Genomic DNA, 24,519 nt, shown 5'->3' on the forward strand with positions numbered 1-24,519 from the left:
GCATCTAAAAACAATGCCTAGTGCTTCAATGGTTTGGTGTTGATGAGTCCAAACCAACTCATGCCTACAAGCTACTATTACCGTCATCCCCTTGAAAAAGGGGATCTCATGCGGCGCGTCGCGAATTTAATTCACCTGACTTAGTTGAATGTTTTCAGTTAGCTACACGCGGCAGGAGATCCTCACTTTCGTTAGGATGACGGCTACTTGGGGCATGTTCAATACGAACGGACCTAGACTATTTTTGTCCAGAACCGTGCTGGCTGGGGTATGTAACACGAAACTGCCCCATTTCGCGCTTCCTCCCCCCCAAAAAAATCACTGTCATCCCCTTGAAAAAGGGGATCTCATGCGGCGCGTCGCGAAGCTGAATTACGTGACTTAGTCGAATATTTTCAGTCAATTACACGCGGTAAGAGATCCTCACTTTCGTGAGGATGACGGCTACGTGGGGCATGTTAAAAACGAGCGGACGTAGACTATTTATGTCCAAAAATGAGCCAGACCTAAATATGTCTCTGCTACCAATATCAAGAGCGAATTTTCAGTCCCTTGGGGCGCAATCACCCTCCGCCAGAATATGATAAATCCGAGACCCAAAATCACCGATATGTCGAGTACGCTCGGTAATCTCCACCCCCATAAACTGATTGTTTAGTGGTAAGCCAACACTGGCGAGTTGGTCGCCATAGAGCTGATACAGTTCGCTGTTAACAAGCGTGTCGGTGGTTTCAATCTCTTCGCTGTATTGCGCTCTAGAGCGGACGGTAAATGCTAACTCTGGGTTTAACGCGGGCAGTTTGATGGTTTCTAGCTCGCCGCTACTTTGCTGCAGCTTTTGGTAGTAGCCGAGCAGGGCTTCGCTGCCCTCGTCATTAACCACCAACCAGGTGGTGATGTTGCCTTCAAATGGGGAAGACAGACGGTAAAAGCGGCCAAATTGAAGTAGTTGTCGGTGCTGTTTATAGAACGCGATTTGCTCCACCACTGCTTGGGTTTCTTGCTCGGTGAGCTGAGTGATGTCGAGTTGATAGCCGAAGTTTCCGAAGGCAGCGACATTAAAGCGTGTTTCAAGCGGTGTGCGGCGCAGAACTTGGTGCGATGGTTTCGCGGCGACGTGCGCGCTCATGGACGACAACGGATAACACAGAGAAGTACCGTGCTGGATGTTCAAGCGCTCAATGGCATCAGTGTTGTCACTCGTCCAGGTCTGCGGCATGTAGTTGAGCATGCCGAGATCAAAGCGATTGCCGCCGCTAGAACAAGACTCAAATAGAATGTTCGGGAAGGCCTTTGTCAGCCGACTCAGTAAGTCATACAGTCCAAGTACGTAGCGGTGATTAAAGGAAGCTTGCTCTTTTTCTGATAAGGAGTGAGCGTAGCTATCACTAAAATTTCGGTTGTGATCCCATTTTACATAATCCACTTTGGCACGGGTAAATACATCACTGAGTTTCTCGAATAGATAATCAATCACTTCCGGGTTGGCCATATCGAGTACTAGCTGATTTCGACCTAATGAAGGCGTACGCTCGGGATGTGCAATCGCCCATTCAGGGTGCGCGCGAAATAGCTCGCTGTCAGGTGAGACCATTTCTGGTTCGACCCAAATACCAAACTTAAGTCCATACTCTTTCACGGTCTCACTGATTCGTGCGATACCACCCACAAGTTTTGGGTTGTCAAAATAGTCGCCAAGGCTGGTGGTGTCGTCATCGCGTTTACCAAACCAGCCATCATCAAGTACGAATAGCTCGACACCAATAGACTTGGCTTTTTGTGCGATGGCATCCAGTTTGTCGTAATCAAAATCGAAGTAGGTTGCTTCCCAGTTGTTCACTTGGATAGGACGTTCTACGCCGCGCCACTGCTCAGAAATAACATGTAGGTTGATGAACTGGTGCATTTGCTGGCTCATACGGTTCAAGCCGCTAGCAGAGTAGGTGAGAGCGATCTCTGGCGTGGTAAATCGCGCTCCTGATTCCAACTCCCAACGGAAATCAAAGTCATTAATGCCAGTCATGACCCGCGTTTGGTTGTACGGGGAGACTTCAGCCACCGATAGGTGGTTGCCACTGTACATCAGCCCAAACCCGTAGCAGGCGCCAAGATGTTCATTGGTCTCTTTCCTCGCTAGGGCAATAAACGGGTTGTGGTTGGCGCTGCTCACCCCTTTTTTGGAATCTATTTGAACCGTGCCTTTTTCCAGCCCTTGGCGCGCGATTTGTGCCTCTTTGATCCATTTGCCTTGCAGGTGAATCAGATCCCAGCTCTCGTCAGCAAAATCGACGCAGCTACTGAGTGCGCGCAGAAGTTGCACGGGCTGATTGGCTTGATTTCGCACTACTAGATGGCGAGTGATGACGTCCGATTGGCTAAAGACTGAGTAGTGAACGTCTACCTCAAGTTTGGTAACGGGGTCGACCAAGGTAACGACTAGGTGCTGACTATCTGGCTCGGCGCTTGATGACGGTAGACCCTTGAGTTCGGGTTTGCTGTTTAGTAGTTGGTGCGATTGGTAGTGTAAATCGGTAACACGTGAGCCGTCGGCATACTCAACATGCAAAAGCGGGCTTCGGTAGTCCCCTTTGCCAAAGGTAGGGACTTCGAGCCTGAAGGTATTTAAGGTTTGCCCCGGTACGTCCGCATAGTCTGTTGAGGAGCCTAATTTGCCCTGATATAGATGCTCTAGGGCATCGAAATGAGGTCGGTGGGTGAGCCTATCACCATAGTGAAGGTGGATAAGGTGGCCGGTGCTCGTGACCTTAATTAAATAGCTGGAGCGTTTGGTTTGAAGGTGAAACTCTAATCCTTGGTCATTAATCGAAATCATTTAACCACCTATTGAGGAAGAGCGCGCTTTGGCTAGCGCGCGAATACAGATTTACGTTGGACAAGTGTTGGCGTAAACACAATTGGGTCATCTTCGATGGCATCGCCGCGAGACAGCAGTAATGCTAACCGAGCGGCACGTTCGGCCATCATTGCGATTGGGTAGCGCACGGTTGTGAGGTGTGGGTGCACAAAGCGGGCGATTAAGCCGTCATCGAAACCAATAACAGAAATGTCTTTAGGTACCGAAATGGCATTATTTTCAAGCGCTTGAATTGCGCCTGCAGCCATATAATCGTTGTAGGTGACCACCGCAGTAATATCTAACGATTTAGACAGTAAATTGGTCATGGCGAGTTCGCCGCCATCACTGCTTGGATCACCCGCTTCAATGTAGTTTTTGGAAAGTAGAATGCCGTGATCTTCTAGCGCCGTTCGATAGCCTTTGATGCGCTGATGGGTATCTTCAATGTCTTGGGAAGAAGCAATGCAGGCAATGTTGCGATGACCGGATTTAATTAGATGCAATGTAGCAAGATAAGCGCCGCGCTCATTGTCGAGTGAAATGCAGCGCGATTCGATTTCTGGAATAAAGCGGTTAATGATGACCAGCCCTTTCACTTCTTTGGCATAGTTGATGAGCTCTTCATCACTGAGCCCTTTTGCGTGCAGAATAATCGCCTCGCAGCGGCTATTAATGAGTAGCTCTAAGGCGTGGCGCTCGTCGTCGGCATTGTGATAGCCATTGCCGATCAGGATGTGCTTGCCCGCTTCTCTGGCAACTTGATCCACCGATTTGATTAAGGTGCCAAAAAACGGATCTGAGACATCAGAAACCACGACGCCGATGGTGTTGGTGCTTTGGCTGACCAGCGCTCTCGCTGCCGCATTGGGGCGATAGCCCAACTTTTTCATCGCCGCAGACACTGAGTCTATTGAAGACTGACTGGCTTTAGGCGATTTATTAATAACACGAGACACTGTGGCAACAGAGACTCCTGCTTCTTTAGCGACATCTTTTATGGTTGCCATGGGGCACCTTTTGCATAGGAACTATTACGATGGCGAGTATTAAAACTCGTTTGATCTCAGAGTTCAATTTGTATGTTTAACAGTTCGTTGTGAGTATTTGAATCAGGTTTTGTTTTCAAAGCTCACTCGCATTGTTTGCTATAAAGTCACTCGTTGACCCTCGGCATCAAACAGATGAACATCGTCATAGCTGCAGCTAATGGCGACTTGCTCAAACTTGTTTACAGCCTGATCGCCCGGTAGGTGAACTTTGAAGCCATCGACGCCAGAAGCTTGGCCAAACAAATACGTGCTGTTGCCTAGCCTTTCGATGACTTCACTTTGGAATTCGAATCTAACCGGATTGTCGTGATTAAGCGTAAGGTGTTCTGGTCTGACACCTAAAGTAAGTGCATCACCGGCTTTTGGCGCTTGATCTGCGGTTCTTGGCAATGTGAATTGCTCGCCTTTCGCGGTTTTAACCGTAATATCTTGCTCGCTTACTTGCTCAACATGAGCAGGAATGAAGTTCATTTTTGGGGAGCCAATAAAGCCTGCCACAAACTCATTTTGTGGTGAGTGATACAGCTCCAGTGGGCTACCCACTTGCTCTACTTGACCATCCCGCAGTACCACAATTTTATCGGCTAGAGTCATCGCTTCCACTTGGTCATGGGTGACGTAAATCATTGTGTTGGCAAGGTCTTGGTGCAGCTTGGCGATCTGCAAACGCATATCGACGCGAAGCTCGGCATCAAGGTTGGAAAGTGGCTCATCGAACAAAAAGACCTTTGGATTGCGTACTATCGCACGACCAATCGCAACACGCTGCCTTTGACCACCAGAGAGCTCTTTGGGTTTGCGCTTGAGAAGGTGTTCGAGTTGCAATGTCTTGGCGGCATTTTGCACTTGTTTATGGATGTACTCTTTAGGGTGATTATTCATCTTGAGGCCAAAACCCATGTTCTCTTCAACCGTCATGTGCGGGTAGAGAGCGTAGGACTGAAACACCATCGCCACCCCGCGCTCGGCAGGATCGACGTCGTTTACTTTTTCCTCATTGATGAAGATCTCGCCGTCACTGATCTCTTCTAAACCGGCGACTAGGCGTAGCAATGTCGACTTGCCGCAGCCCGATGGACCAACAAACACCACAAATTCGCCATCGTTAATGTCGAGATCGACGCCGTGAATGGTTTGTACCTTGCCATAGCGTTTGATGACTTGGTTTAAGCGGATGTCAGCCATAAGAACTCCTCGTTATGCAGACAAGTGGCAGCATGAATATGCGTCAATGCCAGTTTTTTTGAATACCATGACCATACGCGCTAATTGGCAACTTGTTAGCTGTCAAACCAAGAATAGTTGATCACGATCATAAATTGTTAACGACTTTGATTGAAAACTGTGGAAACGTTTACAGTTTTTATTTTGACCAGTACAACATTTCACCATGTTGGCTAATATTCGAGTGTATTTTCACTAAAACCCATCTAAAACAGTGCTTATTGTTGATAATTTCAGAAATTCTGACTGTTAACAATATGTTGCGATGGGGTAGGGAGTCACCTTGAAATGGAACAATCTGTGAAAACGGTATACCCACAAAATCAGCTACCGTCACAGCGACGCAAAAGTCGTATTAATACCCAAGTCGCGCCATGGATATTTTTGGCGCCAGCTATCCTAATTTTTGCTGTTTACGTCATCTATCCAATTCTGGACAGTATTTGGCTGAGCTTTTATGAATGGGATGGATTGGGTGAAAAAACATGGGTGGGTCTCGACAATTATCGAGAGCTTTTTGACTCAGAAGCCTTCTATACCTCGCTTAAAAATAACTTTTTGTGGTTGGTGTTCTTTATGTTGGCACCACCCATTGGATTGGCTATTGCGCTCTTTCTCAATCAACAAGTAAGAGGAATTCGCGTAGTTAAATCTCTGTTTTTCTTCCCTTTCGTTATCTCTCAAGTGGTGGTCGGCCTCGTCTTTGCTTGGTTCTATGACCCTTCTTTTGGTCTGTTTAACATCGTACTTGGCTTTTTCGATATTGAAGCTATTGCGATTTTGTCCAACGAAGATTACGTGACCTACGGGATCATTGCCGCTGGTCTGTGGCCACAGATTTCCTATTGCATGATCTTGTATCTCACAGGTTTGAATAACCTGGATCCAGAGCAGTTGGAAGCTGCGCGCCTTGATGGTGCCAAGAAACTGCGCATGCTTTGGTACGTGGTGTTACCTCAGCTTCGTCCAGCGACGTTTATCGCTATCGTGGTTACGGTCATCGGCGCACTTCGTTCGTTTGACCTCGTGGCGACCATGACTGCGGGTGGCCCGTGGGGGAGCTCATCAGTGCTCGCTTATCAAATGTACGAAGAATCAATATTCAACTACCGCATGGGTTATGGCGCCTCGGTATCGGTTGTTCTGTTTCTGATTATGGATATCTACATCGCTTACTTCTTGTGGCGAATGCTAAGGAGTGAAAAATAATGTACCCACAACCGATAGAAAAATCTGGACGCTTTACCAATATCAGCTATCGAGTGGCGCTGCCTATTTCGATTGTGATGTGGCTGTTGCCGCTTATTGCGGTGATGATGACCTCGATTCGTTCAATGGAAGACATCAACAAAGGTAATTACTGGGGCTGGCCGAGTGATATCCAGTTTGTTGAAAACTACACGCAAGTGTTCACGGCAACGCCGATGGGGCAGTATCTGCTGAATAGTTTGATCATCACGTTGCCCGCAGTTGCAGGCGCGGTGGCGCTGTCTACGTTGGCAGGGTTTGCGCTCGCGAAGTATAACTTCAAGGCCAATATTTGGATTTTTGCGATGTTCATTGCAGGTAACTTCGTTCCGTTCCAAATCCTGATGATTCCAGTGCGCGATCTCACCATTACCTTTGGTCTTTATGATACGCATTGGGCGCTTATCTTCTTCCACGTCGCCTTCCAAGCCGGCTTTTGTACCCTGTTTATGCGCAACTTTATTGTCGGCATCCCCGATGCCTTGATTGAGGCGGCGCGCGTTGAGGGTGTGAGTGAAATGAAAATCTTCTGGCACGTGGTGTTGCCGCTTGTCAGACCGGCATTGGCCGCATTGTCTGTATTGGTATTTACCTTTATTTGGAATGACTACTTTTGGGCGCTGGTTTTAGTGCAAAGCGATGAAGTGCGCCCCGTAACGGCAGGATTGAGTGCATTGAAAGGGCAGTGGTTGGCGTCATGGCAGTTTATATCTGCTGGTGCCGTCGTCGCTGCAATTCCTCCAGTGGTGCTGTTCTTTACCATGCAGCGTCACTTTATTGCTGGTCTAACGTTGGGAGCAACCAAAGGTTAACCCCGATTTAGCCGCACAATCAGTGCTGGTTGGCGACGACCAGCAAGCTATAACGATAACAAATGGAGCCTGAGCGCAAGCTCGACAATAAGGATCTTACTATGAAAATTGTGAAACACCTCGCTGCTACCGCCATACTTGGCGCTTCCCTCTCAACAACCGCTTGGGCGGGCGAGTTAGTGATTAACTCGGATCAAGCAGACCCTGCACCAAAAGAAGCGTGGGCTGAAATCGTGAAACGATTTGAAGCTGAAAACCCAGACATTACGGTGAAGTACAACTTGTATGATAAAGAAGCGTACAAGACGACAATTCGTAACTGGCTGGTCACGTCTCCACCGGATGTTGTGTTCTGGTATGCGGGTAACCGAATGAAAACATTCGTTGATCGTGGACTATTGGAAGATGTAAGTGACATTTGGGCTGACAACAACATGGCTCAAGATTTTAAATCGGCAGCGCCAGCGATGACGGTAAATGGTAAGCAATACGGTGTGCCTTACACTTACTATCAATGGGGTGTGTACTACCGTAAAGACATCTTCGAGAAGTATGGTATCGCTGAACCAAAAACGTGGGATGAGCTAAAAGCTGCAGCTGCGACACTGAAGAAGAATGAAGTGGCGCCCTTTGCCATCGGTACCAAGTACCTATGGACAGCAGCAGGTTGGTTCGACTACATCAACCTACGTACCAACGGTCTTGATTTCCACATCGACTTGATGGACGGCAAAGTACCTTACACTGATGATCGAGTTAAGAAGACTTTTGCAAATTGGGCTGAGCTGGTGGAGCCTGGCTACTACCTAGACAACCACGCCTCTTACTCTTGGCAGGAAGCGCAGCCGTTCTTGTATAACGGTGAAGCGGCTATGTACCTGATTGGTAACTTTATTGCTCCTAACTTCCCTGCTGAGCTTGATGGCAAAATGGGCTTCTTCCAATTCCCAGTTATCGATCCTGCTGTGCCAATTGCAGAAGATGCGCCAATGGATACCATTCATATCCCAACCAAAGCGAAGAACAAAGAAGATGCACGTAAGTTCCTAGCGTTTGTAGCCAAACCAGAGATCCAGCAGTTGGTGAATGATGTACTACTGCAGATCCCAACCAACAGTAAAGCCAAGCCTGCTGATGATGAATTCCTAAACATCGGCGTGGAAATGTTGGCAGATGCGAGCGGTACGGCTCAGTTCTACGACCGCGATACCGATCCTGCGATGGCGAAAGAAGGCATGAAGGGCTTCCAAGAGTTCATGGTGAAACCTGAGCGTGTGGATCAAATCCTAAAACGTCTTGAAAAAGTACGTCAGCGCACGTTTAAGAACTAATCTGTAAAGCGTTTAAATAACGATACCAATGAGCGTTTCCAAACCATTGGAGCGCTCTTTTTGTTTCAAAGCAGTTGTTAATGGAACCATAGGAAGTAGAGATGAGAACTTTTGCCCAAGTGATGGCGGCACGAGAGTGGGAAAATCAACACGTTGTTCAGCGCAACGTACTGACCGCTCACGCGCCTTTGCATGCCTACAGCAGTATTGAGCAAGCTCGAGTTGGTGACGCATCAGATAATCAAACCTCGCTTAATGGGCAGTGGCAGTTTACCTTGCTGACAGCGCCAGAGGCGATGTCAGAAGCCTTTACTGAGCCAGATTTTGAGGATTCAGACTGGCACTCTCTTCCGGTTCCTTCTAACTGGCAATTGCACGGTTTTGATAAACCAATCTACACCAATGTGAAGTACCCATTTGTCGATAATCCTCCTTACGTTCCAGAGCAGAACCCAACAGGGGTGTATCGTAAAAATTTTGATTATTCACCACGAGAAAACACGTCCACCACCATCACCTTTGATGGTGTGAACAGTGCATTCCATTTATGGTGTAACGGACATTGGGTAGGGTATTCACAAGATTCTCGACTGCCGGCTGAGTTTGACCTTAGCCAGCATCTGATATCGGGTCGCAACCAACTAACCGTGATGGTGCTGAGATGGTCTGACGGCTCTTATCTTGAAGATCAAGATATGTGGTGGCTAAGTGGCATCTTCCGTGATGTTACTTTGCGCACGAAACCTATAACGCATATAGCGGATGTGGAGACTGTCGCCAGTTTACAACCTGGTTATCGAGATGGTCTGCTAACGGTGACGACAACGGTATCCTCGCCAAGCGACACACTTAAAGTGAACGTGGCACTATTTGATGCAGCAGGTAATGAAATAGCAGCTCAAACTCAAGTATTTGGCGTCGAATTTGTCGATGAAAAAGGTGCGTGGGACAACAAAGCGATTCATCGCTTGTCGGTAGCCGATGTGAAAGCTTGGAGCGCCGAAGCGCCACATTTGTATCGCGTTGTCGTGTCACTCATTGATGACCAGAATCAGCTCATTGACTGCGAAGCCTATTCGGTTGGTTTTCGCAATGTCGAAGTCTTAAATGGCCAGCTCTGCGTCAACGGCAAGCCGCTTCTTATTCGTGGCGTCAATCGTCATGAGCATCATCCAGAGCTTGGGCATGTCATGACTCGCGAGGCGATGATAGAAGACATCAAACTCCTAAAGCAAAATAATTTTAACGCGGTACGTACCGCGCACTACCCCAACCATCCGATTTGGTATCAACTGTGTGATGAGTTTGGGCTGTATTTAGTTGATGAAGCCAACATAGAAACCCATGGCCAAGTGCCAATGTGCCGTTTGTCTGACGACAGCGAATGGCTGAACGCTTATATGCGACGCATGGTGAATTTGGTCGAGCGAGATAAAAACCACCCGTCTGTGATTGTATGGTCGCTTGGCAATGAATCGGGCATCGGCGGCAATCATCATGCAATGTATCAATGGGTTAAACAGCGTGACCCATCGAGACCAGTGCAGTATGAAGGCGGCGGTGCGATGACGGCGGCGACAGACATTATTTGTCCTATGTACGCGCGCGTAAACTGGGACTTGCCTGTGGTTGGGCACCAGCCAGAAGTTACTCCGCGTATCGGCATCAAAAAGGCCATAGCGCTTCCGAATGAATCACGGCCGCTGATCTTGTGTGAGTACGCCCACGCAATGGGAAACAGCTTGGGAAGCTTTGTCGACTATTGGCAAGCGTTTCGTGACCATCCAAGATTGCAAGGCGGCTTTATTTGGGATTGGGTCGATCAAGGCCTGAGTAAAGTGGATGACAAAGGGCGTCATTACTGGGCGTACGGCGGCGACTTTGGTGATGAAATTAACGACCGCCAATTCTGTATCAATGGTTTGATATTCCCTGATAGAACGGCGCACCCTGCCTTGTTTGAAGTGAAAAAAGCTCAGCAATATTATCAGTTTAAGCTAGTTAGTGAGCAGCCACTTACTATCGAAATAGAGAATGAGAACCTGTTTGTTGCCAGCGACAATGAAGTCCTTTACTGGCAACTGATCCAAGATGGCACGCCGAGTACTTCTGGCGAATTAGCCATGACAATTCAGCCCGGGCAGAAACAGCAGATCACCTTATGTGAGGTTATCGATAAGCAGCCCGGTGCCGAATACCATCTCAATTTAGAAACTAGACTGAATGAAGAAACACCGTGGGCAGGGGCTGGGCATGTTACCGCGATAGAGCAAATAGAGCTGCAAGCTGTACCGACGCTTTTGGTGCCTAAAACGCCACCCATCGCTCAGTTAGAAGTTGTAGAAACAGAACAGTGTCTCTCAGTGGTGAGCGATGATATTGCCTTTGAGTTTGATAGTGCCAGCGGCTATCTCGTGAGCTGCAAGGTTCACGGCGTTGAGAAGTTAACACAGCCGATTCAAAACAACTTTTATCGAGCGCCAATCGACAACGATATCGGTACCAGTGAAGCCAATAAGCTTGATCCCAACTCCTGGTTTGCTCGTTGGCAAACCGCAGGCTTGGCGAACTTAACTCGTGAGTGTCATTCCTTCGATTATCACTTGGTAGAGGATGGTGTCGATATCACCTGTGTAGCCATTTATAGCAACGATCAGACGCCAATCATTTCCAGCACTTGGCGTTACCACATTGATAGCGAAGGTCAGCTAACTATAGACGTGGATGTCGCGTTTGCGAAAGGCCTACCACCAATGCCAAGAGTGGGATTGGAGCTCGGGCTATATCATCAGCCACAAGATGACACCCCTGTAGAGTGGTTTGGACGTGGGCCACATGAAAACTACCCTGACCGAATTGAGTCAGCGCACTTTGGTCGCTATCAACAGCCACTGTCTAGCATGCACACTGACTATATTTTTCCATCGGAAAATGGTCTGCGTTGCGACAACCGCGAGTTAAAGGTTGGCAGTTTGACGGTGACGGGCAAGTTTCATTTTTCTGTCAGCGAGTTCAGCCAACATAGTTTAGCTGACGCAAAGCACACCAACGAGCTTGAAAAAGATGGCTGCTTGTATGTGCGTATCGATGGTTACCACATGGGCGTAGGAGGCGATGACTCTTGGACACCAAGCGTTCACAAGGCTTATCAACTTCGCGAGCAACGCTATCGATATGAGGTAGCACTAAGATTTAATGCCTGAGTGGATAAGGTGTAACCGTTATCAATAACCTCACGGTGCTCACTATTAGTATCAGGCCACAACACCTTAATACATTGTATTTTATCGTATGACTTGATGAATACTTAGTGTAAACGTTTTCATTGTCGCGAATTGGATCACGGATCGAGTGAGACAAGGCTTGATAATATGTTCAGCGGCGGGCAATTAACCTATTGAGAGAAGCTATGACCGACATTCAGTTTGACCCAGTGGATCATCCACATCGTCGTTACAACCCATTGACCGGGCAGTGGATCTTGGTGTCGCCACATCGTGCTAAGCGTCCTTGGAGTGGTCAGGATGAAAAGCCTGCTACGCAAGCGTTACTGAGCTTCGATGAAAACTGCTTCTTGTGTCCAACCAATGCTCGTATTTCTGGTGATGTGAACCCGGATTACCAAGGCACTTACGTGTTTAGCAACGATTTCGCGGCACTAATGCCGGACTCTCCCGATGCGCCGCAATCCGACAACCCCTTATTTAGAACTCAAGGGGTACGCGGTTTAAGCCGAGTGATTTGCTTCTCTCCTGATCACAGCAAAACTTTGCCTGAGCTCAGTGTCAGTAAGATCCGCGGCGTTATCGATACCTGGAATGAGCAGATTGAAGAGTTAGGTAAAGAGTACATTTGGGTACAAGCGTTTGAGAACAAGGGCGAAACCATGGGGTGCTCACAACCGCATCCCCACGGCCAGATTTGGGCGAACAGCTTTTTGCCAAATGAAATCGAGCGCAAAGACAAGCACTTACGAGAGTATTTTGAGCAATATGGCTCAAATCTGCTGGTCGATTATGTGGAGGCGGAGCGGCAAGACGGTTCAAGAACCGTGGTTGAAACCGAACACTGGCTCGCCGTTGTACCGTACTGGGCAGCGTGGCCGTTTGAAACCATGTTGCTACCAAAAGCGCATGTTCGCCGTATGAGCGAACTCAGCGATGAGCAGCGAGATGATTTGGCGGTGGCGATGAAAAAACTGACCAGTCGCTACGACAACCTATTCCAGTGTTCTTTCCCATATTCCATGGGTTGGCACTTCGCACCGTTCTTTGAAGACAGTGAGAATATTGAACATTGGCAGTTACACGCACTGTTTTATCCACCACTACTGCGCAGCGCCACAGTGAGAAAGTTCATGGTGGGCTATGAAATGCTCGCCGAGTCGCAGCGTGACTTGACTGCAGAGCAAGCGGCTGAGCGACTAAGAGCGTTGAGTGATGTGCATTACAAAGAGCAGTAACCACCCTATTTTTAACGGCAGCAGACGCTACCGTGATTAGCCAAGGATTGAGGGCGTATTATGTCTGAATTAATAACTAACGTGAAAAGCGTGTTTAAACAGGTATTGGACTATCAACCGACCCATATTATTCAAGCGCCAGGTCGAGTGAACTTAATTGGCGAACATACCGATTATAACGATGGCTTTGTGTTGCCCTGTGCTATTAACTACCAAACCGTCGTCGCTGCAGCAAAGCGCGAAGATAACCTCATTCGTTTGGTATCGGTCGATTATGGCAATGATACCGATGAATTTGACCTCTCCAAACCGATAGAGTTTTTGCCAGGAAAAATGTGGGCAAATTACATTCGTGGCGTGGTGAAATTCTTGCTAGCCCGAGGCTATAGATTTAGCGGTGCTGACATTTGTGTCACGGGCAATGTCCCTCAAGGTGCGGGCCTGAGCTCTTCTGCAGCTTTGGAAGTGGTGATTGGGCAGACTTTCAAAACACTTTACGAACTCGATATCAGCCAAGCCGAAATTGCGCTTAATGGTCAGAAAGCTGAAAATGAGTTTGTGGGTTGCAACTGCGGCATTATGGACCAAATGATTTCCGCCAAAGGCGAGCAAAATCACGCCATGTTGCTTGATTGTCGAACGTTGGAATCGGAAGCGGTGTCGATGCCAGAGGAAATGGCAGTGGTCATCATTAACTCCAATAAACAGCGTGGTCTTGTCGACAGTGAGTACAACACAAGACGCCTGCAGTGCGAACAAGCGGCTCAGGTATTTGGCGTCAAAGCGCTGCGTGATGTGAGTATTGAAGAGTTCAATCAAAACCAACAAAGCTTAGAAGAGGTTGTTGCTAAAAGAGCGCGCCACGTTATCACTGAAAATGACCGAACTCTTGAGGCTGCGAAGGCATTGCGAGCTCAAGAGATGAAACGTTTGGGCGAGCTCATGGCCGAATCACACGCTTCGATGCGTGATGATTTTGAGATCACCGTGAGCGAAATAGATTGCTTAGTTGACATTGTCAAAGATGTGATTGGCGACCAAGGCGGCGTGAGAATGACTGGTGGCGGCTTTGGCGGCTGTATCGTTGCATTGATCCCGCCAAGTCTAACCGATGCCGTTGAGCAAGCTGTGACCGCGAAGTATCAAGCAGCCACTGGATTGCAAGCATCGATTTATGTGTGCCAAGCAAGTGCAGGGTCAGGTGTTGTAGAAGTGCTTGAGCATTGAGAATGACTGACTTTGAGATAAGAGGATTGCGATGACAGCCATAATGAATGGACTTGCAGCAGACGGCAAACCACCTTCACTTTACACCTTGTCGAATGCTTCTGGAATGGAAGTAACGGTGATGGATGTTGGTGCGACATGGCTCAGTTGTAAGCTCCCTATCGACGATGAAAAACGAGAAGTGCTGTTGGGCGTTGATACGATGGAGGACTTTGCGCGTCAAAAGGTCTTCTTAGGTGCGACAGTCGGCCGCTTTGCCAATCGAATCGCTGGTGGAAGGTTTAAGATTGATGGCCACGAGTTTCAAGCCGTGACCAACCAATCAGGCAACAGTTTACACGGCGGCTTGGATGGCTTTGATAAGCGCCGTTGGAATTTGGTTGAGAAGAGTGATAACAGTGTTGAGCTCAGTTTAGTTTCAGCCGATGGTGACCAAGGGTTCCCCGGCGAGCTAATGGTGAGTGTCCGCTATAGCCTTAGTGAACAAAACCAAGTACTTATTGACTACAGTGCGACAACAACCGCGGCAACGCCGGTTAACCTAACCAATCACGCTTACTTTAATCTTTTGGGGGCTGAGTCTGAAGAGGATATCTTAGGTCATAGCTTGCAGATTCGTGCTTCGCACTATTTGCCGACACAAGCGGATGGTATTCCTTTTACAGAACCAGAGGCTGTTGCGGGGACCAGTTTCGATTTCAATATGACCAAGCCCATTTCGACCCATCTATTGGCCGATGAGCAGCAACGACAAGCAAATGGGTATGATCATTGTTACGTTTTAGAGAGCCAAGGTAACGAGCCGGTGGCGCGTCTCGTCTCTCCAGATAGTCGTGTTGAAATGAGCGTCTTCACGACGAAACCAGGAATGCAGCTGTATACGGGTAACTGGCTAGCGAATACACCTAATCGCCTAGGCGGACTATACAAAGATTATCAAGGGGTAGCGCTGGAAACTCAGTTTTATCCAGACTCGCCCAATCGCGGCTGGAAAGAGTCAGATGCGATTCTTCGACCTGGCAATCAGTATAAGCACAGTACAAGTTACGAGTTTGCCATCAAATAAACTCGACTATAAATGCCCAGTCTTGACGTAAATAAGCGCACCATCTTCTTTGGTGAAGGGGGTGTGCTTGCTAAGGTGAGGACTGCGGATCCAAGTGCCTTTAGGGTATTCACCATGCTCGTCATAAAAGGTGCCTTCTAGTACCAATATTTCTTCTCCGCCCCAATGTTGGTGGGCATTGAACTGGGTATTGGGCGCCCATTTAACTAGCGAAACATGCTCAGCTTCAAACTCATGTAGCGGCATCACGGTGAGTCCGTCGACCAATCCTCGATACCATGACTGCTTTAATGTATTGATGCAAAACTGAGCTTGGTCTTGCTCATGGAACTGGTGCAGTTTGACGAAGATAGTCGCACCGTCAGAGCCAATTTTCGGCGTATGTGCGCTGCCAATGGGATTACGGACATAGCTGCCTGCTGGGTAGTCGCCGTGCTCATCGGAAAAGGTGCCTTCCAAAACGTAAAACTCTTCACCGCCGCTGTGGGTGTGTGCTGAAAACGCACTATTTGGCTCATAGTGTACGATGGAAGTCACGCGTCCCACTTCATCACCAATACGGTCCAAACGCATGCGACTAACGCCGGGCATAGGAGAGTCAACCCACTGGTAGTCTGTTGGTCGTATTACTACGCGCTGGTCAAAATCGGCGTTGATTAGAGTTTCCATACTTGCAGAGCTCCCAAAACATTCTTGTAATTTTAGACTACTACGTGTGAGACAGACAATCATGATCATCGATACGATGGCGTAACTCCACGAAGGTGTTAATTTTAACGTTTTCGTGGTCCTCGACTTATAGGGCAGTAATGTCGACCACTCGGTCTGCGGATTCGATAGTCTCCTTTCTGTGAGCAACCATAATTCGAGTTAAGTTGAGCTGCCTTATTTTGTCATTGACTTCCGACTCTTTGCTTTGGTCTAGGTGGCTTGTTGCCTCATCTAAAACGAGTAAGGAGGGACTAAAGTACAAAGCACGAGCGAGGTAAACGCGCTGTGCTTGTCCTCCAGATAATGTGCTACCCATATCACCGATCAGTGTCATGCCTCCCAAGGGCAGGTTATCGAGATCATCCCATAAACCTGAGAGATGGATTGCGTTATCAAGTTTCTCTTGATCGTAGTTGGGCTCGAACAAGGTTATGTTGTCAATGACAGTACCGGACAGCAGACTATCGTTTTGCATAACAGAACCTATCTTGCTTCGTACACTGCCAAGGTCAAGCTCAGAGATATCTTCTCCGTCAATCAGTACTCTACCCTCAGTAGGCGGTAGTACTCCCAATACTACTTTTAGCAGGGTAGACTTTCCGCACCCGGATGGGCCTGTTAGCGCAACAGACTCTCCTTCGGTTATCTGTAAGTTAATGTTCCTAAATAGAAACTCAGAACAGCCCTCATGTCTATAGCCCAGATTAACGAGTTGAAGGGAACTTGCTTTAGCTTTTGGTTTAGCAGTTTGTCCGATTTGTCTTTCGGTTTGATGAAGTGTTATATCTGCCAATCTTTCGAGATGCAGTGAGAGCAAGCGGAACTCAAATCCTTTATCAATAAAGTTTTTAGCACAGCTGGTAAATAGCGTTTTGTAAGATAAAAATGCGAGCAGCATACCAATGGTAAATCCACCATTGATGACGGAATGCGCACCTAGATAGAGTAGAAAAATCCCTTCCAATCCAAATAGGGTTTTGATCATTGATTCTTTGCCGATCTCCAGCTTTGACAGACGGATGTTACTGTTAAGCACATCTGTGTTTCGATTTAGCCAGTTACTGAGTCGAGCGTTGGTTTGGTTATATAGTTTGATAGTTTGGATTGAGCGGATAGTTTCAAGAAAAACGGTATCCTCTTTTGCTTCGTCATTAATGAGTTCTTCTTTTATTTTTCTTATGGGATAGAAGTATCCGAGTTCGATAAGAAATGCGAGAACGGTGACGATAAACGCGATACAAGCCAGTTTTGCGTCATAGAGATACATCACACCCAAAATGAGCAATGCCATGATGCCATCAATGAATATTTCGACGACATTGTTGGTAAGAAGCTCTTTGATTTCTGATAACGAGCCAAAGCGAGAAATAATTTCCCCAATGTGCCTTGAACCAAAAAAGTTGAGCGGTAGCTTGAGTAAATGACGAAACAAATTCGCGCCCATTTGTAAACTCAATGAGGTCGTTAAACGCACCACAATCCAAGAACGAAAAGCGGCCAGAGCAGCCTGCATTACAATCAGCGCTGCGAAGCTTAATGCCAGAACTGTAAGCAAGGGTTGATCGTTAGTGAGGAGTACTTTGTCGACTGTCCACTGCGTATAATAGGGCAAAGCAAGAGCGAAAACCTGCAGAATAACCGACAACGCAATGAGCAAGGCTATGCTTTGTTTAAAACCAACCGCTCTTTCCCATAGATCACTGAGTCTCATTGAAATTCGACGGTCAGCCTTTTTGAATGCACTCGTGGGTGTCAGTTCGAGTGCAATACCGGTGTAATGCTCGCCAAACTCATCGACCGTCAGTTTTCGCCGCCCTCTAGCTGGGTCATTGATCTCTACTTTGCCATCATCGACCCGAGTGAGTACGACATAGTGGTCGAGATCCCAATGAATGATGCAAGGTAGCGCCAGTCTATTGATTTCGTTGATTGGGCATTTTAATGCCCTACTAGCGAGGCCAAATTTGTCCCCAATGTCAATGACATCAGCCAGCTTCATACCCTGTGAACCAACAGAGTGGAAGGCGCGAATACCGGGTAAATTAATTTTGTGTCCATGGTGACTCGCCACCATGCCAATGCAAGCTAAACCGCACTCAGCTATTTCCGATTGAAGAATTAACGGAGTTGAGTGTTGTTTCCTAAAATTGAGCTTGTGCACGGCGGCTTGATTATCAGTTAGTTTACTGCTTTTCTGAGCGTAGACGGATGTGGCCACTACAGCTTCCCTTTTATTGATAGTAATGGTTCCAGTAACCATTCTGCGATGGTTCTACTTTCTAGAATAATGTCAGCCTCGGCGAGCATACCCACCTTGAGCGGTAGTAAAGTACCCACAGCCTGAATATGTTGAGACGAAAGAGAGGCTTTTATGCGATACATGGCAGTGGGAATTTCAACAGGGAGCTGCTCGTCCTCAGGTAACAGCAGCGCTTTATCAACGTGAATAACCTGACCACTCAGAAAACCAAATTTTTGATAAGGGAACGCGTCCAGTCGAATATTCACTTCGTCGCCTACCTGAGCGAAACCGGCTGAATGGCTTGGTAAAAGCATTTCTAAAATGAGTGGGGAGTCTTTTGGAATGATGCTGAGTAAAGGAGATGAAGAGCTGACGCGACTTCCCTCATTTACCCTTATCGCTGTGGCAATACCAGATTCTGGTGCCTTTACAACAAAGGCAAATTGGTTTTCTAGGCGTGCGAGTTGGGACTTATGGCTAAGTATCTCTTGCGTTAGCGTATTGATCTCCATCTGATGATTGTGTGGCAGTGACGCCAGCTCAGACCGGATATCGCTCATCTCTATGTCTAGTTCACTTTTGAGCTGTTCGGTTTGGTCGAAAATAGTCTGGCTATCAAGATATTGCTCTTGAAAATCATCGAACTGAACCGAGCTCATGTATCCTTTAGAGTACAGAGTTTTGGCGTTTAGAAAGCGCTGCTTGGCTAACTCACGTTTTCTTTTGGCAGACTTTGAGGTATTAATCACCGCCAGTTTAGCCTGCTCAAGTTGCTCGACTTTGGATTTTAAGTGTTTCTCGGAAGATTCCTTTAGGTTGAGTAAAGCCGTTTTTTTAGCCTTAAGGGCATCGATTTCTCCGCGAGTATGAAGTGTGAGTTGTTGAGAAAGCTCCACGCCTGTTGCTAAGCTCTCGCTGTTACGTATTGTCGCAAGGATGTCGCCTTTTTGTACCTCTTGACCTTCTGCGACTTTGATACCTTCAACAACACCACTGCGTCCGCTGTACACCTTAGCTAATCCGCGATTGGGGACCAGATACCCGACGACAGTTTCTCGCCTAGCGTACTCTGTATTCGCGACAACCCAACCGGCAATGAGGCTAATGGTTATGATGATCGCTGAGATCCAATAGATAGAGATGGGCTGATGGATAACCACGACACCCATATTATTGGTCTTTTTTGCTTCAAGGACTTCTTGCCTAAAAAGTGACATAGCCAGTTTCCTTCAATTTGCGGTAGAGCAGCTAAGGCGCTTGCAACGAATGCTGGCGGTAGTACTGCTCTATGGCACTGCGATTGTCGGCATACTTCTCATTACCACACGTTTCACCTTGGTAAGAAGTGAGTGGGGATGAATAGGCCAAGATTACGGAGTCAGGATGTGTCAATTGCGACATGACGGTCTGTTTTCCTGAGCAGGTTGTAGCCGCGCTAGAACCATGCTTGCTCGACACAAATGGCAAGAAATCTTTTAGCAGCTCTAGTTTGGTTTTTTCGTGTTCTGCTCCGGCTAAGTGACCGAGTTCATGTTCGAGTGTATGAGCCATAACATTGGTTGTCAGCAGAACAAAATCGTCGTAGAGCGTTGGCCAAGCGTATCCCACGATGTCTTCATCGACGAAGGGAGCAACAAATACAAGAATCCGATGTGGATGATTGTCGAAGGCGTATTGCTCGGCTTCGTTCTTTTTGAGGTGATGGTGTAACCTTTTGGGGTCGTTGGTCTCTAGGAAATGGACGTAACTGTTTTTAGTTTCGACCACGAGCCCCATTTCACGCCTTACGTTTAAGCAGGAGTTCGCGAGCACGGTATTCCCAGTGTCTATCCATGTCTGCAACCTATCGATGTTCACTGAGGCCAGCGAAGCCGGATCCAACAAGAAGTCGATGGTTGTCGTCTGGGTTGGCGTCGATTCTTTACAATAGGTGTACAGTGAGCTTTGCGAATCCGTATCTTTTATATTGGATTTCACTAAGGTTGATACAAAGACTATGGCCATTACAGCGGCAGATAAAGCTAAATACAAACGAGGCATAAAGTTACATCCAAGTTGATTCAAGATGATGGTACGTGTACATGGTTTGATCTGGAAAAGCGAAGCCCAGCTCGGGCATGTGAAGCAACAGCCCCAACGTTTCTTGAGATAAAGGACCTAAATCAAACACTCGATATGCCACACCGAGAGTGACCTCTAAAATCAAAATGGGTCCAGTTAACTCCAGCGTAACGAAGTTGCCACTCTCATCGCCATCTTGACGGTAGTTATTGAGTCTTTCGTAATAGGTGTTGGGGCATGTATTACTGCTTTTACTTGAATTGATTAAGTGGTTCCGTTCGAGGTATCGATATCTGACGCACATCTCTCGGATGATGATGCGAATTAAACGGGAATGTTTGTGCGTAGCGATGAGGTTATTGTTGAAGTCACCGGCAACGTTCCTATCACTAGATAAACGAATACTGTCTTTGTAGACCCGTAAACGTCCCAGAGGCGCAACCTGATCGATAGAGCGGGGGCGAATTTCATCGGCTTCAAGTGCTTCTATGGCTTCTGGTGCCAAAGACTCAATGACTGCCCGTAGGTTGCCCCCGGCGTTTTGTTTATCGATGTTGAGTAGCTCAGTCGCGACCAGTTGTGATTTATACGCATCAAGCAAGCGATACTCTTCTCGATTCTCTCCATAAAACTGACTGCAATTGGGGAATAGATTGTTTAGACATGGCATAGTATCAGAGTCAATATAGATACCACCGTGCTCATATAACACAGCGAGACGAAATATATCGCTAGCACAGGCTAAGTTTTGTCTGAGAATAATTTTCCTTGTAAAATAACTATTGAGTTTGTGTCTTTTGTTTTTGAATATTCCAGTTTCTTGATCTATGTAACGAATGTCAAACTGCTTTGAGAGTTGTTTTTCACGCTCTATGAGTGCTATATATTCTTTCTTAGCCTCGTGATAAAGTATCTTATTGTGTAACTCTAAAAAAGATAATAAAGTTAGGTCAACATTAATAGAGTCTAACTTTAAGGACTCATAATGGTCATAAAAAGCATCTTGTGCTGAAGACAAAGAGGGGAACTGTAGATTCTTAGTCAACTGATTCAGGTATACCTTAACTTTTGATGCTAGAAGACCAAAGTGTAGACGCCAAAGTACTACACTATAATCAGGATTTCTATCTGACCATAATTGAATAAACTTACAAGAAGTGGATGAAATATTACCAATCCATACAAAATGGATTAACGGTTCTACTTCTGTTGAATAACGCTCATGAAAACTTGGGATACACTGAGATATTTTAGAACTTAAATTATCTTTGTTTATAGGGACTGAAGAGGTATCGCTTTCAGAGGCTAGTCTTGCAAGGGATGAAATATAATACTCGAAGCTGTTGTTAGGCATGCAATCTACCCAGATAAAGAAAAGTGAAACTATTCGTTATGTGAAAAGTAAACAAAAGAGTGGGATGGGCCCGTCCCACTCTCTAATCTTTATTTAGCCCCAAGAGCTCGAGCCCATGCGCTGTGCGCGACGAGCATTCGATACACAACCGCGGAATACGCGGCGACTGTAACGACCGCCTACCACTTCATCCAGTTCATTTGCATTAAGCTCAGCAATCTTAGTCTCTTTATTGTCGATTGCTTTTCCTTGTGAACACATTATTTTTTTTCATTCTGATTCCTTAAATACTATTAGCAACATACACCTAACTCGATTGGATAAGTGTTAGCGAATATAAAATGACTCAGAAAGGTTATCAGGCATTGAGAAAAATAATTACAACAAAATGTCTCGCCTGTTACCTAGAGTCGAAATAAATCTACTGCAACTATAGTGTTTAATCAATAGGTAGATTTTAATTATTTTATTAAAGTTTGAATTGATAATATTACTAATAGTTCCTATCCCTCATAAATAAAGGGATCAAATAATAAACCTACTATAAATGCGTGATGTTATTGATTGAAATGTAATTAAATTTAATGGCTAGCTTGATATGATGTAGTTCACATAAAATTAGGTCTGCTATTAGTGAAATCCATTACATTACAAAAAAGCTTGATCTATTTACTTGTTTTGAACTACCTTGCAAAAAATAACAATAATTCGAAACAAGAAGGTATGTCTATGACAATGAAGTTGGTGTCTTTTATTGCTATCAGCGTATTGGTAGCTGGCTGCACAAAGGAAACTCCGATCACTGAGGAGGGGTTGTTGGGAGCATGGAAATGCAAACTAACACTTGATGAAAACATTGATCTTGATATCACAGAAAAGTATTTAGCTGATAATCAATATCTTTATTCAGGAACTTATATTTTAGCATTACCTAATGGTCGACGTAATCATGTTCGATACCAAGTGACTTATTCTGGCACTTGGAATGTAATAAGCTAGCTCTTCATTATGAAAAGGGCTATGAAATGTTGGCCGTTGACCAAGAAAATGAGTGGGCGAGAGGCGAAGTTGAATGGATTATGTCACACAAGCCCGCAATAGAAGTCTTTGGCGCAACGTTCAAAGATGAAAATACGCTTAAGTTGGTCGATCAAGAGTTTAATGATGTCGACTATTGCAAGCGGTTAGAAAGCAGTTCGGTATAAAAAAAAGAGAGCACGTAGTCGTGCTCTCTTCAGATTGCTGACGAACCCCGCTTTTTCAAGCGGGGTTCTTTTTTCGGAGCGGCCGTAGGCCGCGATCGCGATATTTTTTGTTAGATAGCGTTCTGAAGTGAGTAAGGCTTAAATCGGCATACAGAGGCTAGTATTTGACTTATTTCTGCCTTATTTAGGCCCATTTTTCGCAGATAGCTCACCACCAACGCTATCTTCTTGATGTTTTGAGCGGCAGCGGCTAACCAACATTGCATTTGCACTTTTGCGAGACCGCGGTAGCGCGCGTAACGGTGGCCATGGTGTTGTTTTGCATCGGCGAAGCTTCGTTCTACTGTTTCACTTCGCCTCCGATACGTCTTCTTTCCGTAGCTAGAGAGTCGCATTTGATTGGCTCGCTCCACCGTCTCACTATAAAGGTGACGCGTTATGACCTTCTGCATATTTTCACTCTTAGTACAGTCGTCCCGAACGGGGCAAAACGCACATTGTTTCGGGTCTGAAGCGTATGAGCGATAGCCTGCGCGTGTTGTGGTTTTATAGATAAGTTCTTGCCCTTCTGGACAGCGATAGGTATCGGTCTCTTTTTGGTATTTGAAGTCTTTCTTCTTAAATTTGTTCTTAGTTCTTGATGGGCGGCGATACCCGAACACACCTAATATACTGCGGCGCTCGAGTGATTCAGCAACAGGCGCAGTGAAGTAACCTGCATCGATACCAACTGCGATAGGATTGAGGTTGAACTGCTCTAGTGTGTGATCGAGACGACGGATATAGGGCTGTGAGTCATTCACATTCCCCGGTGTTGCGTATGTGTCTACGATGATACCGTGCTTACCATCCACGGTTCGGTGGTCAAGATAGAAGAAGCCTTGAGGCTTATTGTCTCGTGTCATAAAGCCACTTTCAGGGTCGGTGGTGCTGACTTTAGTGTTTTTGACGTCTGTCTTTGGTGGCGTCTCTTTGAATGGATTTTTACCTTCAGATTCTCGGTCTGCAGCCACATCTTCATTCAGCATATCAAGATAAGCGCCTGCACTAACTGGACGCAGACGATTCATGTGCTTGTTCTTGTTAGCATTGGCTTTAAGGTGTGTACTGTCAGTGAAGAGCTCCTGTCCTGCGACTAAGCCTTTCTCCATCGCTTGAAGCACTATGTTGTTGAAGATGCGCTCAAAGACGTCAGTACCATTGAAGCGTCGAATTCGGTTCTGGCTTAACGTCGAAGCATGGATAACTTTTTCGGTCAGTGACATTCGTAAGAACCAACGATAAGCGACGTTCACTTCAATTTCTTTGACCAGTTGGCGCTCACTTTTGATGCCGAATAGGTAGCCAAGCAGAATGATTTTGAATAAACGCACAGGGTCTACGGGTGGGCGGCCATTATCTTTGCAGTATAGATGTGCCACTTCGTCTCTGATGAACTCGAAGTCGATGGCATTATCAATTTTACGAACGAGATGATTCTGTGGAACGAGCTGTTCCATGGTTACCATTTCGAGTTCGTATTGCTGAGGAGAAGGTTTTTGAAGCATATCGGAGTATCCATATTTCGATACTCCTATTAGATCAAAGGTCTAGCTTGAAAGCTAGACCTTTGTCAGCAGTCTGAAGAGAGCACGTAGTCGTGCTCTCTTGATACAAGATTGAGTCTGGCT

Annotated in this window: 19 protein-coding genes; 9 read left to right on the forward strand and 10 right to left on the reverse strand. The window is 46.5% G+C overall.

The window, feature by feature from the left end; translation table 11 throughout:
* Positions 1-544 precede the first annotated feature (544 nt).
* From AAA946_RS23295 to AAA946_RS23305, 3 genes are all read right to left on the reverse strand, one after another.
* The gene (locus AAA946_RS23295; RefSeq protein ID WP_338167118.1) at positions 545-2,833 is read right to left on the reverse strand and encodes an alpha-galactosidase; all 2,289 of its coding nucleotides are present in this window, start codon (positions 2,831-2,833) and stop codon (positions 545-547) included.
* 32 nt (positions 2,834-2,865) lie between these two features.
* A complete protein-coding gene (locus tag AAA946_RS23300; protein ID WP_338167119.1) occupies positions 2,866-3,864 on the reverse strand; it encodes a substrate-binding domain-containing protein in 999 nt (332 codons plus the stop codon).
* 138 nt (positions 3,865-4,002) lie between these two features.
* Positions 4,003-5,091 (reverse strand): ABC transporter ATP-binding protein, encoded by a 1,089-nt coding sequence (locus AAA946_RS23305; RefSeq protein ID WP_338167120.1) that lies wholly within the window; start codon positions 5,089-5,091, stop codon positions 4,003-4,005.
* A gap of 327 nt (positions 5,092-5,418) precedes the next feature.
* Here AAA946_RS23305 and AAA946_RS23310 point away from each other — a divergent pair, with 327 nt between their 5' ends.
* From AAA946_RS23310 to galM, 7 genes are all read left to right on the forward strand, one after another.
* Positions 5,419-6,339 (forward strand): carbohydrate ABC transporter permease, encoded by a 921-nt coding sequence (locus AAA946_RS23310; protein WP_042500456.1) that lies wholly within the window; start codon positions 5,419-5,421, stop codon positions 6,337-6,339.
* Entirely contained in the window at positions 6,339-7,190 is an 852-nt protein-coding gene (locus AAA946_RS23315) for a carbohydrate ABC transporter permease (protein ID WP_042500458.1), read from the forward strand. The genes AAA946_RS23310 and AAA946_RS23315 overlap by 1 nt, the downstream gene beginning before the upstream one ends.
* Positions 7,191-7,291: 101 nt before the next feature.
* A complete protein-coding gene (locus AAA946_RS23320; protein ID WP_338167121.1) occupies positions 7,292-8,521 on the forward strand; it encodes an ABC transporter substrate-binding protein in 1,230 nt (409 codons plus the stop codon).
* Between the two features lie 101 nt (positions 8,522-8,622).
* Positions 8,623-11,724: a beta-galactosidase gene (locus AAA946_RS23325; protein ID WP_338167122.1), complete on the forward strand. Its 3,102-nt coding sequence runs from the start codon at positions 8,623-8,625 to the stop codon at positions 11,722-11,724.
* Between the two features lie 206 nt (positions 11,725-11,930).
* Positions 11,931-12,983, forward strand: coding sequence for a UDP-glucose--hexose-1-phosphate uridylyltransferase (locus tag AAA946_RS23330; protein ID WP_338167123.1), 1,053 nt, complete (start codon positions 11,931-11,933; stop codon positions 12,981-12,983).
* 60 nt (positions 12,984-13,043) lie between these two features.
* The gene (gene galK, locus AAA946_RS23335) at positions 13,044-14,210 is read left to right on the forward strand and encodes a galactokinase (RefSeq protein WP_338167124.1); all 1,167 of its coding nucleotides are present in this window, start codon (positions 13,044-13,046) and stop codon (positions 14,208-14,210) included.
* A 31-nt stretch (positions 14,211-14,241) separates the two neighbouring features.
* Positions 14,242-15,276 (forward strand): galactose-1-epimerase, encoded by a 1,035-nt coding sequence (gene galM / locus AAA946_RS23340; RefSeq protein ID WP_338167125.1) that lies wholly within the window; start codon positions 14,242-14,244, stop codon positions 15,274-15,276.
* Positions 15,277-15,282: 6 nt separating this feature from the next.
* Here the strand turns inward: galM and AAA946_RS23345 are convergent, their stop codons facing one another.
* The 6 genes from AAA946_RS23345 to AAA946_RS23370 all read right to left on the reverse strand — a co-directional run bounded on the left by AAA946_RS23345 (position 15,283) and on the right by AAA946_RS23370 (position 21,905).
* On the reverse strand, positions 15,283-15,945 hold the full coding sequence (locus tag AAA946_RS23345) for a cupin domain-containing protein (protein ID WP_338167126.1): 663 nt from the start codon (positions 15,943-15,945) through the stop codon (positions 15,283-15,285).
* 127 nt (positions 15,946-16,072) lie between these two features.
* Positions 16,073-18,205, reverse strand: coding sequence for a peptidase domain-containing ABC transporter (locus AAA946_RS23350; protein WP_338167127.1), 2,133 nt, complete (start codon positions 18,203-18,205; stop codon positions 16,073-16,075).
* Positions 18,205-19,446 carry an HlyD family secretion protein gene (locus AAA946_RS23355; protein WP_338167128.1) on the reverse strand — a complete coding sequence of 414 codons (1,242 nt, stop codon included), beginning with the start codon at positions 19,444-19,446 and terminating at the stop codon, positions 18,205-18,207. The genes AAA946_RS23350 and AAA946_RS23355 overlap by 1 nt, the downstream gene beginning before the upstream one ends.
* Positions 19,447-19,477: 31 nt before the next feature.
* Positions 19,478-20,269 (reverse strand): hypothetical protein, encoded by a 792-nt coding sequence (locus tag AAA946_RS23360; RefSeq protein ID WP_338167129.1) that lies wholly within the window; start codon positions 20,267-20,269, stop codon positions 19,478-19,480.
* A gap of 4 nt (positions 20,270-20,273) precedes the next feature.
* Positions 20,274-21,644 (reverse strand): TcdA/TcdB catalytic glycosyltransferase domain-containing protein, encoded by a 1,371-nt coding sequence (locus AAA946_RS23365; protein WP_338167130.1) that lies wholly within the window; start codon positions 21,642-21,644, stop codon positions 20,274-20,276.
* A 93-nt stretch (positions 21,645-21,737) separates the two neighbouring features.
* Positions 21,738-21,905 (reverse strand): hypothetical protein, encoded by a 168-nt coding sequence (locus AAA946_RS23370; protein WP_338167131.1) that lies wholly within the window; start codon positions 21,903-21,905, stop codon positions 21,738-21,740.
* A 372-nt stretch (positions 21,906-22,277) separates the two neighbouring features.
* Here AAA946_RS23370 and AAA946_RS23375 point away from each other — a divergent pair, with 372 nt between their 5' ends.
* Both AAA946_RS23375 and AAA946_RS23380 read left to right on the forward strand, forming a co-directional pair.
* Entirely contained in the window at positions 22,278-22,643 is a 366-nt protein-coding gene (locus AAA946_RS23375; protein WP_338167132.1) for a hypothetical protein, read from the forward strand.
* A 26-nt stretch (positions 22,644-22,669) separates the two neighbouring features.
* Positions 22,670-22,849 (forward strand): hypothetical protein, encoded by a 180-nt coding sequence (locus AAA946_RS23380; protein ID WP_338167133.1) that lies wholly within the window; start codon positions 22,670-22,672, stop codon positions 22,847-22,849.
* A 110-nt stretch (positions 22,850-22,959) separates the two neighbouring features.
* On the opposite strand, the gene AAA946_RS23385 is transcribed toward AAA946_RS23380, so the two are convergent.
* Entirely contained in the window at positions 22,960-24,396 is a 1,437-nt protein-coding gene (locus AAA946_RS23385; RefSeq protein WP_338163447.1) for an IS1182 family transposase, read from the reverse strand.
* Positions 24,397-24,519 lie beyond the last annotated feature (123 nt).

The sequence above is a fragment of the Vibrio sp. 10N genome (assembly GCF_036245475.1).
Lineage (GTDB): Bacteria > Pseudomonadota > Gammaproteobacteria > Enterobacterales > Vibrionaceae > Vibrio.

Excerpts from the sequence above, each read along its gene's own strand:
- AAA946_RS23295 (WP_338167118.1), bottom strand. The coding sequence starts at position 2,833 with ATGATTTCGATTAATGACCAAGGATTAGAGTTTCACCTTCAAACCAAA.
- AAA946_RS23300 (WP_338167119.1), bottom strand. The coding sequence starts at position 3,864 with ATGGCAACCATAAAAGATGTCGCTAAAGAAGCAGGAGTCTCTGTTGCC.
- AAA946_RS23305 (WP_338167120.1), bottom strand. The coding sequence starts at position 5,091 with ATGGCTGACATCCGCTTAAACCAAGTCATCAAACGCTATGGCAAGGTA.
- AAA946_RS23310 (WP_042500456.1), top strand. The coding sequence starts at position 5,419 with ATGGAACAATCTGTGAAAACGGTATACCCACAAAATCAGCTACCGTCA.
- AAA946_RS23315 (WP_042500458.1), top strand. The coding sequence starts at position 6,339 with ATGTACCCACAACCGATAGAAAAATCTGGACGCTTTACCAATATCAGC.
- AAA946_RS23320 (WP_338167121.1), top strand. The coding sequence starts at position 7,292 with ATGAAAATTGTGAAACACCTCGCTGCTACCGCCATACTTGGCGCTTCC.
- AAA946_RS23325 (WP_338167122.1), top strand. The coding sequence starts at position 8,623 with ATGAGAACTTTTGCCCAAGTGATGGCGGCACGAGAGTGGGAAAATCAA.
- AAA946_RS23330 (WP_338167123.1), top strand. The coding sequence starts at position 11,931 with ATGACCGACATTCAGTTTGACCCAGTGGATCATCCACATCGTCGTTAC.
- galK (WP_338167124.1), top strand. The coding sequence starts at position 13,044 with ATGTCTGAATTAATAACTAACGTGAAAAGCGTGTTTAAACAGGTATTG.
- galM (WP_338167125.1), top strand. The coding sequence starts at position 14,242 with ATGACAGCCATAATGAATGGACTTGCAGCAGACGGCAAACCACCTTCA.
- AAA946_RS23345 (WP_338167126.1), bottom strand. The coding sequence starts at position 15,945 with ATGGAAACTCTAATCAACGCCGATTTTGACCAGCGCGTAGTAATACGA.
- AAA946_RS23355 (WP_338167128.1), bottom strand. The coding sequence starts at position 19,446 with ATGTCACTTTTTAGGCAAGAAGTCCTTGAAGCAAAAAAGACCAATAAT.
- AAA946_RS23360 (WP_338167129.1), bottom strand. The coding sequence starts at position 20,269 with ATGCCTCGTTTGTATTTAGCTTTATCTGCCGCTGTAATGGCCATAGTC.
- AAA946_RS23365 (WP_338167130.1), bottom strand. The coding sequence starts at position 21,644 with ATGCCTAACAACAGCTTCGAGTATTATATTTCATCCCTTGCAAGACTA.
- AAA946_RS23370 (WP_338167131.1), bottom strand. The coding sequence starts at position 21,905 with ATGTGTTCACAAGGAAAAGCAATCGACAATAAAGAGACTAAGATTGCT.
- AAA946_RS23380 (WP_338167133.1), top strand. The coding sequence starts at position 22,670 with ATGTTGGCCGTTGACCAAGAAAATGAGTGGGCGAGAGGCGAAGTTGAA.
- AAA946_RS23385 (WP_338163447.1), bottom strand. The coding sequence starts at position 24,396 with ATGCTTCAAAAACCTTCTCCTCAGCAATACGAACTCGAAATGGTAACC.